15 protein-coding genes are annotated in these 13,175 nt (G+C 69.6%); 11 read left to right on the top strand and 4 right to left on the bottom strand.

Annotated elements, in window-relative coordinates; genetic code table 11:
- Positions 1–16 precede the first annotated feature (16 nt).
- The 3 genes from BGK67_RS01155 to BGK67_RS35680 are packed head-to-tail and all read right to left on the bottom strand — an operon-like array spanning position 17 to position 1,940.
- The gene (locus tag BGK67_RS01155; protein WP_069918116.1) at positions 17–532 is read right to left on the bottom strand and encodes a hypothetical protein; all 516 of its coding nucleotides are present in this window, start codon (positions 530–532) and stop codon (positions 17–19) included.
- Positions 529–870, bottom strand: coding sequence for a hypothetical protein (locus tag BGK67_RS01150; protein ID WP_069918115.1), 342 nt, complete (start codon positions 868–870; stop codon positions 529–531). The genes BGK67_RS01155 and BGK67_RS01150 overlap by 4 nt, the downstream gene beginning before the upstream one ends.
- Entirely contained in the window at positions 867–1,940 is a 1,074-nt protein-coding gene (locus BGK67_RS35680) for a conjugal transfer protein (protein ID WP_079153912.1), read from the bottom strand. Before BGK67_RS35680 ends, BGK67_RS01150 begins: the two co-directional genes overlap by 4 nt.
- On the opposite strand from BGK67_RS35680, the gene BGK67_RS40660 reads away from it, so the two are divergent.
- The 3 genes from BGK67_RS40660 (at position 1,939) to BGK67_RS01130 (ending at position 4,342) form a co-directional block, all read left to right on the top strand.
- Positions 1,939–2,061: a hypothetical protein gene (locus BGK67_RS40660; RefSeq protein ID WP_279628644.1), complete on the top strand. Its 123-nt coding sequence runs from the start codon at positions 1,939–1,941 to the stop codon at positions 2,059–2,061. The two genes, BGK67_RS35680 and BGK67_RS40660, sit on opposite strands and share 2 nt — an antisense overlap.
- Before the next feature lie 192 nt (positions 2,062–2,253).
- Complete coding sequence (locus BGK67_RS01140; protein WP_069918113.1) at positions 2,254–2,655, top strand: hypothetical protein; 402 nt, start codon at positions 2,254–2,256, stop codon at positions 2,653–2,655.
- 934 nt (positions 2,656–3,589) lie between these two features.
- Positions 3,590–4,342: an NUDIX hydrolase gene (locus tag BGK67_RS01130; RefSeq protein ID WP_244291074.1), complete on the top strand. Its 753-nt coding sequence runs from the start codon at positions 3,590–3,592 to the stop codon at positions 4,340–4,342.
- 2 nt (positions 4,343–4,344) lie between these two features.
- Here BGK67_RS01130 and BGK67_RS01125 read toward each other — a convergent pair whose 3' ends face one another.
- Entirely contained in the window at positions 4,345–5,718 is a 1,374-nt protein-coding gene (locus BGK67_RS01125) for an NsdA family TPR-like regulatory protein (protein WP_069918111.1), read from the bottom strand.
- Positions 5,719–5,969: 251 nt separating this feature from the next.
- Between BGK67_RS01125 and BGK67_RS01120 the strand changes: the two genes are divergently transcribed.
- From BGK67_RS01120 to BGK67_RS01085, 8 genes are all read left to right on the top strand, one after another.
- Complete coding sequence (locus BGK67_RS01120) at positions 5,970–6,716, top strand: 2-keto-4-pentenoate hydratase (protein ID WP_244291073.1); 747 nt, start codon at positions 5,970–5,972, stop codon at positions 6,714–6,716.
- Positions 6,717–6,794: 78 nt separating this feature from the next.
- On the top strand, positions 6,795–7,658 hold the full coding sequence (locus tag BGK67_RS01115) for an acetylating acetaldehyde dehydrogenase (RefSeq protein ID WP_069918109.1): 864 nt from the start codon (positions 6,795–6,797) through the stop codon (positions 7,656–7,658).
- 14 nt (positions 7,659–7,672) lie between these two features.
- Positions 7,673–8,701 carry a 4-hydroxy-2-oxovalerate aldolase gene (dmpG, locus tag BGK67_RS01110; RefSeq protein ID WP_069918108.1) on the top strand — a complete coding sequence of 343 codons (1,029 nt, stop codon included), beginning with the start codon at positions 7,673–7,675 and terminating at the stop codon, positions 8,699–8,701.
- Positions 8,698–9,675: a beta-ketoacyl-ACP synthase III gene (locus BGK67_RS01105; protein WP_069918107.1), complete on the top strand. Its 978-nt coding sequence runs from the start codon at positions 8,698–8,700 to the stop codon at positions 9,673–9,675. The genes dmpG and BGK67_RS01105 overlap by 4 nt, the downstream gene beginning before the upstream one ends.
- 28 nt (positions 9,676–9,703) lie before the next feature.
- On the top strand, positions 9,704–9,934 hold the full coding sequence (locus BGK67_RS01100; protein ID WP_069918106.1) for an acyl carrier protein: 231 nt from the start codon (positions 9,704–9,706) through the stop codon (positions 9,932–9,934).
- Between the two features lie 8 nt (positions 9,935–9,942).
- Complete coding sequence (locus tag BGK67_RS01095; protein WP_069918105.1) at positions 9,943–10,788, top strand: HpcH/HpaI aldolase/citrate lyase family protein; 846 nt, start codon at positions 9,943–9,945, stop codon at positions 10,786–10,788.
- On the top strand, positions 10,785–11,315 hold the full coding sequence (locus BGK67_RS01090; protein ID WP_069918104.1) for a MaoC family dehydratase: 531 nt from the start codon (positions 10,785–10,787) through the stop codon (positions 11,313–11,315). The genes BGK67_RS01095 and BGK67_RS01090 overlap by 4 nt, the downstream gene beginning before the upstream one ends.
- 13 nt (positions 11,316–11,328) lie before the next feature.
- Entirely contained in the window at positions 11,329–12,501 is a 1,173-nt protein-coding gene (locus BGK67_RS01085; RefSeq protein WP_069918103.1) for a GNAT family N-acetyltransferase, read from the top strand.
- Positions 12,502–13,175: the final 674 nt, after the last annotated feature.

Below are 13,175 nucleotides of genomic sequence, written 5' to 3'. Positions count from 1 at the left end.
CGGAACGGAAGCCTTATCACGCAACCTCCTCGGCCGCGGACGCCTGCCCCAGCAGACGCGACAGCCCCGACCCCGCCACAGCACCACGCCCGCCAGCGGGCGTGAGCACGGGCCTACCTGCCTGGGCCTCCACGACGGCAGCGCACACGGGGCCTTGCTGGATGACGAACTGGCCGACGAGGTGGGACGGGCGCCGGTCCCGGGCGACACGGCCGCCGATCCGCCCGGCCGGATGCCGCAGCAGCAGCACGAACATTCCGGCGGCCGCGGTGAACGGGTTCTGCCCGGCGATCTGCGCACCGCGCACCGCCCACACCGCACCGACCCACAAAGCGATGGGCACCGGGCCGGCCCACGACCACCAGTCATAGGTCTTGATCAGCGTGAACGCCCCACCGCCCAGCACCACCAGCTGCGCCGGGGTGTACGGGCCGAACCAGATCACCCAGTCAGCGAGCTTGCCCAGCACCCACGGATGGCGGCGCGCATTCGTGTAGACCCGCACAACGCGCGGCTGGGCAGTGGTGCTCACAGCGAGTTCCCTGCCACCGGACCGGGCCCGGCCTTCCAGCCGGGCCGGGGACTGATGACGACGGTGGGCGCACCGGCCCCCGTGGTGGGGTTGTTGATCTTGTCGGTGACCTTGCCCGACAGGGAGTCCCGGGCGCTGTAAATGCTGAGCGCGATGATCATTGCGAGCAGTGCACCGATCGCGGCTTTGAAGGAGAACGTGCGGGCGATCCCGGCGAGTACGAGGACGGCGAGGGCGACCCTGAGGCCCCTGTCGGCCCACTTCGCCGCGGTGTCGAACAGGGAATCGCCCAGAACATCCAGCTCACTCGCCAGGAGCACAGAAGGGATAGTGCTCATCGGGCATCCCCCGACAGTGCCGTGCCCGTCGGGGAGGGCGAGGCCGTGCCCAGGGTCGGGCCGGTCACCCCGGCCTCCAGCGCACTGATCTCCCACCGTCCGGCCCGGGCCGTGACCTCCGCCCGGTAGAGCAGCGGCCAGTGCACGCCCTGCGTGTCCTCGCCCCTCACGCGGATCCGAACCCGCGCTTTCGCTCCGTCCGCGGGTACCGCCTGACCGGCGGCGACCTCAGTGTTCGCGGCCACGTCCTCGACCTCGACCCGCGCATACGGAGCTGCCTTCGGCGCCGTCACCTTCAGCCCCGGTGACAGGTACCGATCCAGACCCGCGCCCTGTCCTCCGCCGAGGTATGTACGGACGAACTCGCCCAGCGACACCCCCAGTGCCGAGGCAGCCGGGACGGGGCGGCTGAACTCCGAGTTGGGTACCTGGGACGCGTCCGGGGCGGCGACCTCCGCCGGCGCTCCGACGACCGAGACCGGACCGCCGCCAGTGCCGCGAGTGCCGGACACGGCGAAGTACCGCACCTGCGGCACCACGGAGCCCGGCCCGCTTGCCGCTGGTGCCGGTTCGCCCTGGTCCCGGATTGCCGCAACCACCACCGTCCATGTGTTGCCCGGCCCGTCGGCCTCACGGACTGCCACTACCCGCGCCGGCGCAGGAGCCGTGCCGGTGGCGCGAGGCCGCTTCGGCAGCTCAACCCCAGGAGCCAGAGAACGCAGAGCCACGGCGGAGGCGCTCTCCGGGGTGGCGGCGTCGGCGCGCAGCCACAGATCCACGAACAACTCCGCGGTGCCGCTTGGGTCGGCCTGTGGCCGGACCGCTGCGGCAGGGCGGGGGGCGGGTGCGGCCTGGGCCACCGTGGTCCTCGGGATGCTGACGGTGACGGCCAGGGCGAGGGGACCGGCCGCGAGCGCGGCCCAGACACCCAGCCGCGCCCAGCGCGGACCGCGGGAGACGGGCCGCTTGGCCGGGACGGTCTCCGGACGCTTCGCACGCAGCGGCTGAGCAGTCGGCGACACGGAGGTCTTGGCGTCGGGGCGTCGGGGTGGGGGAGGAGCGGGAGTCATGGCGATGCCTTCCGTGGAGGAGGTGATTGCTCTGCCCCCACGAAACGGCAACGTCCTCACTGGTTGGATCACCACGGCCACCCCGCTGGCATCACGGGTGGACAACGCCTGCGGCTGGTGACTCACCGGTGACTCACCACCACCTCCCCACCGCAGGTCACCGCCCTACTCACCAGCTGCCGGTGAAGTCACCGCTGAGTGTGGGCGGCCAGCGGCTCGCGCTGCACCGAGGGCGGGGGCGCCGCTCGCTCGTCGGGGTGGACTTCCACCCAGAGCCGTATCTAGTGCTGCCCGCTGCCCTGTTGGGAATGCCATGCGGAAGATCGTTCACTTCAATGCGGCAGGCGTCCTCGCACCGGCCTTCGTCCTCTCGGCGGCCGGGTCGGCCGCCGCTGACTCCAGCGCCTGCACTCACCACTTCTCCGGGCCGCAAGTCTGCATCAGGCTGGAAGGCAACAACTTCTGGAACACGCCCACCGCGATCTGGACCAACCCGCCAAAGAACGTGAAGACGCGGCAGGTGACGTTGTCCGTGAACGGCACGCCCTACACCGTCGGCAATCCGTCGACGACAAGGCGTACGGGCAAGACTCTCAGCCACACCTGGAGCCGCGGCCAGTTCGAGGCGGACGCGAAGCTCTGTGTCAAGTTCAAGGGCATCGACCGGACCGCCTGCGAGTACGTGCGGGACATCGGCGACCGGGCCCCGTTCTAGACGCCTCGAGTCAGTCCTCTGATCGCTGCTGGGCGGCAGTCCGGGACCAGGGCGGAAGGGGCGGACCGATGGGCGACGGTCCCGCGCTGCCCTGATGCCAGCTATCAGGCGCAGGCCGTGGCGGGCTGACCTTTCGGCCCGATCGTGATTGCGGGCGCAACAATGCTGTCGGCCAGCCGGAGGGCAACTTTCGGGAACGGTATTCTGGGGTCGCCGTGGCGTACATCCGGGCCTCCGGGAAGGACGTGGATGTCGCGTTCGAGCCCTGGCGGGACCTGATCACAGACATCCGGGCTTTGCGGCTGAACGTATATGACATCGCGGACCGGCTGCGCTCGACGCATCCGGCTTCCTGATCGCCCTGCTCCCCTTCTTCTGGCTCGTACGGAGATAGATGACGACTGCTGCACTTGACCGAGGAGGCTCCCTGGCCCGCTACAGGTAGGTGACCGAGGTGCTATGGGAGCCCTCGGCGTTCACTCCGCTGGCCTAGCGGGACTCCGACACAGGAGAGGTCACTCTTGGGAGCGACGAGAGCCTTCCTGACTGGCTCACCACCGCCCTGTCTTCTCCCGAAGAGGCCATCGAGGCCGCCCCTGATTTGCTCGTCCGCGCTCGCTGAGGACGAATGCCGGGCGCTGTGGGTGACCACGGCCTCGAACTAGGCGAACGGCCCGACCACGGACCCGATTCAGGACAGGCACGCGATCACGGCCCTCGCCCTCGCCGCACGGGTGACCTTGACCGGCATCTGCGTGAATCCGCCGGCGCCGGTCAAGCTGGAGGAGAGGGCCCTTGAGGTTCCGGCGCCCACACTCGGGGATGTCGCGCGGCGACGCGGAGACCCGGTCGCGCCCCGCGACGTACAGTCGGGCTTCGCGATCGCCGATCTTCACGGGGAAGTCCGGCCCTTCAGACGCCTACGATGAGTCGGGTGACAGAGACATTGCCTTCGGGCGTTGAACTGTTCGACGTTCACCACCTTCGTCTGGCAGAGGGTGAGGCGCCTGCGCTTCCCCCGGAGCACGTAGCGGCGCGGGATCGTGTGTGGGACGCGGCAGTCCGGGCAAACCCGACCTTGTTTGACGGGCCGGTGGTGGCGTGCGCGAAATTTCGGTGGGAAGACCCGCACACGCTGTTTCTGCGCTGGGCTCCCGTGACGTACCGCCACTATGCTCTGCGCCGGGTTCCTGGCGCGGTGGCGTTGCCGTCGTTGTTCGTGAACGCCGTCCAGCCGACGGACGACGGCCGGGTCCTTGTGGTGAGGATGTCGCCCTCCACTGCGGCCCCGGGGCGGTGGCAGCTGGCCGGCGGGTCTGTGGAACCCCCTGGAGGCGGCGAAGTTCTGGATGAGGCCGCTCTGCGCGGCCAGGCCGCGCGCGAACTGGTCGAGGAAACCGGGGTCGACGTCAAGCCGCACGAGCTGCGGCTGTGGACGGTGACCCGTGGCGAGAACGGCAGCGTCGGGCTGACCTACCTCGCTCCCGCCCGGCCGGAGGTGGAGCTGCGCGAACGTTTCGCTTCCGTGGTGGCGGCGGAGCTTGCGGAGGGCCGCGAGCCCGAACTCGACGAACTCGCGCTCGTCCGCTCCCTGGATCAGCTGGCCGACCTGGCAGGACCCCACGTGGACTATCTGGAGCCGATCATCCGCCGGTACGCCCAGGCCCCGCTCCAGCCCGGCGCCTGAACTCAGGCGCTCGCGAGGAAGTCGCGGCCCCGTTCATCAAGCTCGGTCGCGCAGCGTAAGCCGCGGGCCCGGAAGCGTGCCAGGTCGCTGCGCATGCGGCTGACGGCCTTGCGGGTGCGGACGGAGCGGACTCCGTCCATGTGGTCGATCGCCCGGTGCCACGTGGCGCACGCCTGCTCGATGCTGCCGCGCTTGAGGTGCATCTCGGCGCCGGCGACGAGGTCCAGCGCGACGATCCGCGCATAGGTTGCGGCGGGGCGGGCGGTGGCGGCGAGAGCGTACTGCTCGGCGGCGGCCCGGTGGTCGCCCAAAGTCTCGTGGACCTTAGCGGTGCGGGAGTAGACCGACGCGGCCGGCGGGCCCCATGCCAGCGCCCAGAACGGCACGTCGTCACCGGGGGCACCGCTGAGCAGAAAGCGGGCTTGTTCAGCCTCGGCCAGGGCCGCGCGGCGTCTACCGCTCTTGGCCAGGGTGTGGGCATGGACGACCCGGAAGAGGGCTTCGGTCTGGGCGTCGACCCGTCCCTTGGCCCGGTGCAGTCCTGTCTCGGCCAGTCCCAAGCAGTGCTCGGGGCGGTGGAGCTTGAGCCCCTGCATGGCCATGGTGCGCATCACGAAGCCGTCGTGCCCACGCAGCCCGGACTCGGTGGCCAGGGCATAGGACTGGAGATAGTAGCGCTGGGCCAAGCCCTGCTGGCCGGCGTCGTAGCTCTTCCAGCCCAGAAGGTGCACGCCGCGGCTGGCGGCGGAGAGCATCTGCTGGCGGACCTCGTCGGTGCGGAAGCGGGCCCGGCACAGCGGGGCGACGTCGTCACGGAGATAGGTGACGAGTGCGCTGCGTCCGTGCTGTCCGCCGTGGCGTTCGTCCATCTCGGAGAAGGCGCTGATCATGTCGCGTACGGCGGCGACTTCGGCCATCGAGACCGTGTGGCCGGTGCGGGCGGCCGCGGTGCGGGCGGCGATTTCCTGCACGTAGGTGAGCGGCAGGGCGGCGGCGGCCACGGAGTAGGCGGAGCCCGTTAGGAAGCGGCGGCGGTCCAACTCGTACCTCCACATCGACAGTAAGGCGTCCATCGGGTCGGCCCCGAGAGACAGCCCGATGGTGTCATTGCCCGACTCGCCTGTGGAGGGCAGGCCGAGGTCGGCGAGGGTCAGGAGCCGGCCCAGGCGCCGGGAGAGCGCTACGGCGAGGTAGCGGGGCGTATCGCCCTGGGGCACGGAGCCTGAGATCCAGTGCTCCACGGCGCTCTTGTTCGTACGTAAGTGGGCGCCGCATTCGCCGGCTACTGCACAGACGGCCTTGGCCACAGCCTCGTAGGTGAGACCGGATTCCGCGACGAGTTCGCGGAGCTGGTGGTTCGGCGTGCGCGGGGTCATGAGCACCTGCCCGGATATACGCGATATACCGCTTGCCCTGCTCTCCACCGTACCGCCGTAGCCGAGTTACCGGTTGACTCTTCATCAGGCCAGGGGGCTCGGGCGCTCAACGAGCCGAGCCAGGGGCAGATCCGCCGGCGCCCGGCCCGGATCTGGCCCAGTGCCGAAAATCTCCGAACTGATGGATGCCCTTTGGAGGGATCTTCATGGATGAGCGGCGACTTCACTGGATCACGGATACGGCGACTGCGTTGCTTGAGGCGGAACGCGAGCGGATCCCGGTGGCTGCGCTGACCGTGCACAGGCCCGACCTGACTCTGGACGATGCATACCGGGTGCAGGCCGCAGCGGTGGCGCGGCGGATCGCGGACGGCGCCCGCGTCGTCGGCCACAAGGCCGGGGTGACCTCCAAGGCCATGCAGCAGCAGATGGGCGTCGACGAGCCGGATTCGGGCGTCCTTCTGGACGACATGCTGCTGCGCAGCGGCAGCAGCCTGACCCGGTCCGCACTGATGCAGCCGCGCGTGGAGGCGGAGATCGCTTTCCTGCTCGGCTCCGACCTTGGGGGCCCGGACCTCGGCGTGGAAGCCGCCAGGTCCGCGGTGGAGAAGGTGTTCCTCGCCCTGGAGGTGATCGACACCCGGTTCACCGGCTGGCGAATCTCGGTCGCGGACAGCATCGCGGACAACGCGTCCTGCGCCCGGGTCGTCACCGGACCCATGGTGCCGCTCGATGCGGACGTGGACCTGGCCGCCGAGCCGCTGGTGGTCAGCGTCGACGGCACCGCCGTAGCCACCGGGGAAGGCCGGGCGGTCCTCGGCGACCCGTTCCAGCCGCTGGTGTGGCTCGCGCAGAGACTGAGCCGCTTCCGCACCGGGCTGCGGGCCGGGGAACTGGTCCTGGCCGGGGCCGTTCACGCCAGCCTCCCGCTGGAAGCCGGAACCACGGTGCACGCCCGCGCGCCGCATCTGCCTCCTGTCGAACTCCACGTCCTGTAGCCCTCCCGACGCACGAGACAGCCCGCAGCCCCTGCGCGCTGCACCCCAGATGAACATTCCTTGAAGAAGGAGCGGCCCATGGCTGCAGATGAACGACGCCCCCGTGTCGCGGTACTTGGCGCCGGCCTCATCGGGATCGACCTCGCAGAGAAGATCCAGCGGTCGAAAAAGCTGGACCTTCGCCTGGTCGCGGGCCGTGACCGGGAGAGCCTGGGCCTGCGGAGGGCTACAGAGATGGGGTACGCCACGGCCACCGGCGGGATCGCCTCCCTGCTGAAGGCCGGGCCGCTCGACCTGGTCTTCGACGCCACGAACGCCGACAGCCACGCCGAACACTGGGCCGCCCTGCAGAGCACCGACACCACGTTGATCGACCTGACTCCCACCGGGCTCGGGACGGTGATTGTGCCGAGCATCAATGGCGCCCAGGCGGCCGGGCACCGGCACATCAACCTGGTCAGCTGCGGCGGGCAGGCGGCCATCCCCCTCCTTCACGCGATCTCCCAGCGGTGCACCCCCACCTACATCGAAGTGGTATCCACCGGGGCCAGCGCGAGCGCCGGCCGGGCCACCCGGCTCAACCTCGACCAGTACATCGCCACCACCGCCGCCGCGATCCGCTCCTTCACCGGCACCAAGGGCGTCAAGGTGCTGGTCAACCTCAGCCCGGCACAGCCGGCCCCGCCATTCCGGGTGGCCATGACCGTGCTTGCGGAGGGCATCCGCCCGGCACCCGTCCGTACGAGCATCGCAGCCGCCGCCGAAGACGTGCGCGCGTTCACGCCCGGGTTCAAGGTCACTGCCGTCGCCGTGGACAAAGACCGGATCTCGGTCGCGGTGGAAGTAGCAGCCACCGGCGGCCGCATCCCCGCATACGCCGGAAACCTCGACATCATCAACGCCGCCGCCGTGCTGCTCGCTGAGCAGTACGCCGCCCGGTGAAGGGAAAACTCCCCATGGACGACTCCACGCACCAGCAGCGGCGCCACGTGCTCATTCACGACCCGACGCTGCGCGACGGCCACCACGCCGTCGGCCACCAGCTCGACGCCGACCAGCTCCACGCCTACGCCACCGCCGCCAACGCCGCAGGGGTGGCGGTGGTCGAGGTCGGCCACGGCAATGGCCTGGGTGCCTCCAGCCTCCAGATCGGCCGGGCCAAGCTCCCCGACCCGGTCATGCTCACCACCGTCCGAGATGCGCTCACCCGCTCCAAGATGGGCGTCTTCATGGCCCCCGGCTGGGGCACTGCCGACGACCTGCACGCCGCTGTCCACCACGGCGCCGACGTGGTCCGCATCGCCGCACACTGCACCGAGGCCGACATCACCGAACGCCACCTCGGTATCGCCCGCGACCTCGGCGCAGAAGCCCAGGGCGTACTACTCATGAGCCACATGGCCAGCCCCGACCAGCTCGCCGCACAGTGCTCTCTGCTGGTGCAGTTCGGCGCGCAGGCCGTCGGCATCATGGACTCAGCCGGCCACTACCTCCCGGCCGATGTCATCGGACGCATCCACGCCATCACCGAAGCAGTTGACGTGCCGGTCATCTTCCACGGCCACAACAACCTCTCCCTGGCCGTGGCGAACTCGCTCGCCGCCGTAGAGGCCGGGGCCGGCATCATCGACGCCACCGCCCGCGGGTTCGGCGCCGGGGCAGGCAACACGCAGCTCGAAGTGCTCGTGGCCGTGCTCGAACGCCGCGGCTTCGACACTGGGATCGACCTGCGCCAGGTGCTGGCCGCGGCGGACGTCGCCGAGGAACGGCTGATGAAGGCCCCACCAGTCATCGACTCGATCGCCCTCGTCAGCGGCGTGGCCGGAGTGTTCTCCGGCTTCAAGCAACCGGTGCTGGAAACCGCCCGCCGCGAGGGCGTCGACCCCGTCGACCTGTTCCTCGCGCTCGGCGAGCGCCAGGTCGTCGCAGGTCAAGAGGACATGATCGGCGAGGTCGCCCAGCAGCTGAAGGCAGCCGACCGATGACCGCCGCCACCGCACCCGGGCCGCAAGCGCGGGCTGCGGTCGTCTGCGGCGTCGGCGCTGCCCTGCCCTCGGCCGTCGTCTCGAACGCCGACCTCACCGCCCGCCTGGACACCACAGACGAATGGATCCGCTCCCGCACCGGCATCGCTCAGCGCCACATCGCGGGAGTGGATCTCTCCACCGAAGACCTCGCTGTCCAGGCCGCCACCCAGGCTCTGGCCGGTTCAACGCCGGTGGCGGTCGAGGCGCTGGTGGTCGCCACCACCACTCCTGACCGCTGCTGTCCGGCCACCGCCCCCGCTGTTGCCTCCCGGCTCGGCCTGACCGGTATCCCGGCGTACGACCTGGCGGCCGGCTGCACTGGCTTCCTCTACGCGCTGGCGACGGCGAGCGGACTCATCACGGCGGGCACGGCGCAGGCGGTCCTCGTCATCGGCGCGGACCGGCTCGCCTGTCTACCCGACCCCGAAGACCGTACGACCGTCCCGCTGTTCGGCGACGGCGCCGGGGCGATGGTCCTACGGGGCGGCAGCGTGGGCGAGGACGGGGCGCTCGGGCCGGTGGTACTGGGCAGCGACGGTACCCTCGCCGACCTGATCCGGGCCTCCCACCCCGGCACCCTGCACATGGAGGGAGCGGAGGTCTTCCGGAACGCGGTCGAGCGCATGTCCGCAGCCTCCCTCAAGGCCGCCCGTGCGGTTGGCTGGGACGTCGAGGACCTCGACCGCCTGGTGCCACATCAGGCCAACGCCCGCATCACCGGCTTCGTCGCCCGCCAACTCGGCGTCCCCTACGACCGCCAGCTGACCAACGTCGAGCACGTCGGGAACACCGGCGCCGCCTCCATCCCCCTCCTCCTGGCTCAGGCCACCGCCGACGGCCGCCTGAAAGCCCGGCACCGCGTCCTGCTCACCGCATTCGGCGCCGGACTGACCTGGGGCGCTACCACCCTCACCTGGCCCGACCTCCCCTGAACCGGACAAAACGGAAGGACAACCCCTCATGACCGGTGACCTCACCAGCATCCTGATCGACGACCTCAAGCTGCCCGCTGACCACCTCACCGACGACGCCAGCCTCGACGGGGCAGGGTTCGACTCCCTCACCATCGTCGAGCTGTCCGTCCTCCTGACCGACCGCTACGCCATCGACATCAGCGACAGCGAGATCAAGGGCGCCGCCACCATCGGCCGACTCGAACTCCTCATCCAGCGCAAGCGCGACGAAAGGTGAACACGAACATGGACGTCAGCTGCCGACGGCCCGGACGGGCCTGGATCATCACACCTGGACTGCGCCCGGAGCGGTTCGCCACCGCACAGAACTCCGGCGCTGCAGTCGCCGTCGTCGACATCGAGGACTCCGTCGCCCTCCACGACAAGCAGGCCGCCCGCACCGCCGCCCAGGCGTTCTTCGCCGTCCCCACCGCGCCGTGCACCCTCGGCATCCGGATGAACTCCCCCCTGACCATCGAGGGGACCAAGGACCTCATCGCCATGGCCTCCTACACGGCCAGGCCCGACCTCATCGTGGTCCCCAAGGTCGAGTCCGCCCGCGACATCGACCTTGTGGCCGGCGTGCTGGACAGTGACGGCTACACCCCCGACATCTGGGCACTGATCGAGAGCCCCCGCGCCTTCGAGACCCTCCCGGCGATCACGAGCGCGCCCCGGCTCGGCGGCGTCATCTTCGGATCCGCCGACTACGCCGCCTCCGTCCGCTGCGGCCTGGCCTGGGACGCCCTCCACTACGCCCGCTGCGCCCTGATCAACGCCGCCACCGCCGCGAACATCCCCGCCATCGACGCCCCGACCTGGGAACTCGACGACCCCGACGCATTGCGCCGCGAAGCCGAGCAGGCAAGGGAACTCGGCTTCTACGGCAAGGGGTGCGTGCACCCCCGCCACGCGGCAGTGATTAACGAGGTCTTCACCCCCTCCGAAGACGAGATCGCACACGCCCGAGCCATCGTGGCCGCCGCCGACGCCAGCGGCAACGGCGTGACCACCGTGGACGGCCAGATGCGGGGAACCCCCTTCTTCAACCGCGCCCGCGCGCTCCTCTCCGAGGTGGACGGCTCCCCGTGAACGACGGTCTTCCGAACGGCTACCGCCGCGTCGGGGAGGAGCGAATCCGCGAGAACGTCGGGCTCGCCTACGACGACCTCACCCCGGGCCTGGTCATCGAGCACCGACCTGGCCGGACGGTCACTGAGACCGACAACCTTCTGGGTACCGCCCTGACCGGCAACGTGGCGCCCATCCACACCGACGCCCACTACAGCCGCCAGACCCGGTGGGGTCGGATCCTGGTCTGCGGCGGCGTCACACTGAACCTCGTGGCTGGTATGAGCGTCCGCAGCATCAGCGGTCTCACCAGTGCCAACCTCGCGCTCGACCGTGTCCGCTTCCAAGCGCCCGTACACGTCGGCGACACCCTGTACGCCCAGACGCGAATCCTCAGCCGCAGGCACTCTGACAGCTGGCCCGGCAACGGCCTCATCACCTGCCACACGACCGGCCACAACCAGGAAGACACGTGCGTGCTGACCTTCACCAGGACCTTCCTCATCCCCCTGGACGCCGACGCCGTCCGCAACGCCACCCACTACTAGCCAGAAGGCGACCATGAGCGGACAGCTGAGCTTCACACCAGCCAATGACGGCCTGTGGGAGCAGTACGACGAACTTGCTACCCGCGCCTACGGCCACCGCATAGGCGACATCACCCACCTGCGCGACCACGCAGACCTTCAGGTAGCCGTCCGCGGTGGGAGAGTCGTCGCCGGCGGTCTTGGTCTCCTCGTCGACCAGTTCTTCGGAGGCTCCCCCGTTCCCAGCGCCTGTCTCGGCGACGGCTGTGTGGCCCCAGAAGAACGCGGCGACCACCTCGCAACCCGCATGACCGACCAGCGCCTGCGCCCCCTCATCGAGAGGGGGGCGGTGATCTCCGCGATCTCTACATCATCCACCGGCTACGCTCGCCGCCTCGGCTGGGAAGCCCCCGTATCCGTACTCGCCTGGTTTGTGGCCACCGACGACCTCAAGCAGTCCTTCACCATGGAGGACTTCGAGGTCAAGCACGGTCTCACCGACGAGGTCCAGTCCCTCCAGCGCGACCTCGCCCGGCAGTGGAACGGTCCTGTACTACGGCCTACCTGGTGGACCACGTGGAAGGAGGACAAGGGAGGCCTCACGACGTACCGATTCAACCGGCCCAATCACCCCACTGCTGGGATGCTGTCCCTGGCCACGAAGCGACACGTGCGCCACGGCGCGACCGTGGTCGTCCACGACTTCTGGGCAGCCAGCCAGCCCACAGCCGCGGCCATGCTCGCTTTCCTCGGCCGCCACAACACCCGCGCCCAAACCATCGAATTCCGGCGCGGATCCCTCCCGCACTATCCCACCCTTCTGCACGGCCTTCGCCACCACCGGCCCACCGCCGAGTCCTGGCACCCCTGGATGCTGCGCATTCTCGACATTCCCGAGGCCGTACGGCTCCGCGGCTGGCCCGCCGACCTCAAAACAAACTTGCCGATCGAGATCGAGAACGAGACCGGCAACGACTGGGACCGATGGCTGCTGCACTTCAAGGACGGCGCCGCCGAGATCGCCCCGACCCACACCCAAGGACAGGTCACCCTGACGCGGCGGCAACTCGCCGTCTGGTACGCCGGGGGCTACCGCAGCACCACCACCGCCCGTATGGCAGGAGTCCATTCCCGATCCGAATCCGCCCTCGGAACACTGGTCCGCAGCACGGGCGAACATGAACCCTGGCTGCCCGACCACTTCTAGCGGACTGTCGGTCTCTTGACCGCCCTGTTCCGGCAAATCTCGGGCGTTCTCCCGCAACCGGGCGCAGACTCACCCTCGCGGCCTTCGCCGTGGTCACGTGCACCTTAGTCGGATCACATGATCAGACGAAGGCCGCCCCCGCGTCCGACGAATCTCCACAAGAGCAACTCAGTCCAAGACGCCGTTCGAGGCCGGAAGATAGAGAACAAGCGGAAGCGCCGGACATGGTCGGGTTACTGGCCCGGCTCCGGCGTTCACGATCCACAAATAGCCGGTGCCGGTGAATGGTCTTCGCAGTGGGCGCACCGCCAGCGCGCGGCGGGTGGGCGAGGAGGCTTCGTAGTCGTCCTGCTCGGGAAGGTGCCGTCACGACCCCGCGCCATCCGGGCGGGGGTCCATCCGGTGTCGGGTCCAGTCCCGCGTCGTTTCTGCCTGGAGGGTGCCCGGGCCCAGGGCTCGTCCCCGGCGGAAGCCGCTGGAACTATGGGGGTACGCATGGGGGGAAGCCCTGGGGGGATGCAAGGGGGGAACCCCAGGGAGGATGCATAGGGGGAAGGTGTATCGCCTGAGCCTGTGCATTTCCGCAGGTGGATGAACCCTTGTGTGCCGGTGACTGCTCGGACATTAGGTCTGGGCGGGGGTGAAGGATTCGGGGAGGAGGGTTGGGGCTGTGG

The sequence above is a fragment of the Streptomyces subrutilus genome (assembly GCF_001746425.1).
GTDB classification, from domain to species: Bacteria; Actinomycetota; Actinomycetes; order Streptomycetales; family Streptomycetaceae; genus Streptomyces; species Streptomyces subrutilus_A.
This window is presented reverse-complemented; position numbering and strand designations above follow the sequence as displayed.

Excerpts from the sequence above, each read along its gene's own strand:
- BGK67_RS01140 (WP_069918113.1), top strand. The coding sequence starts at position 2,254 with ATGCGGAAGATCGTTCACTTCAATGCGGCAGGCGTCCTCGCACCGGCC.
- BGK67_RS01105 (WP_069918107.1), top strand. The coding sequence starts at position 8,698 with ATGACCGCCGCCACCGCACCCGGGCCGCAAGCGCGGGCTGCGGTCGTC.
- BGK67_RS35680 (WP_079153912.1), bottom strand. The coding sequence starts at position 1,940 with ATGACTCCCGCTCCTCCCCCACCCCGACGCCCCGACGCCAAGACCTCC.
- BGK67_RS01100 (WP_069918106.1), top strand. The coding sequence starts at position 9,704 with ATGACCGGTGACCTCACCAGCATCCTGATCGACGACCTCAAGCTGCCC.
- BGK67_RS01115 (WP_069918109.1), top strand. The coding sequence starts at position 6,795 with ATGGCTGCAGATGAACGACGCCCCCGTGTCGCGGTACTTGGCGCCGGC.
- BGK67_RS40660 (WP_279628644.1), top strand. The coding sequence starts at position 1,939 with ATGGCGATGCCTTCCGTGGAGGAGGTGATTGCTCTGCCCCCACGAAAC.
- BGK67_RS01085 (WP_069918103.1), top strand. The coding sequence starts at position 11,329 with ATGAGCGGACAGCTGAGCTTCACACCAGCCAATGACGGCCTGTGGGAG.
- BGK67_RS01125 (WP_069918111.1), bottom strand. The coding sequence starts at position 5,718 with ATGACCCCGCGCACGCCGAACCACCAGCTCCGCGAACTCGTCGCGGAA.
- dmpG (WP_069918108.1), top strand. The coding sequence starts at position 7,673 with ATGGACGACTCCACGCACCAGCAGCGGCGCCACGTGCTCATTCACGAC.
- BGK67_RS01095 (WP_069918105.1), top strand. The coding sequence starts at position 9,943 with ATGGACGTCAGCTGCCGACGGCCCGGACGGGCCTGGATCATCACACCT.
- BGK67_RS01150 (WP_069918115.1), bottom strand. The coding sequence starts at position 870 with ATGAGCACTATCCCTTCTGTGCTCCTGGCGAGTGAGCTGGATGTTCTG.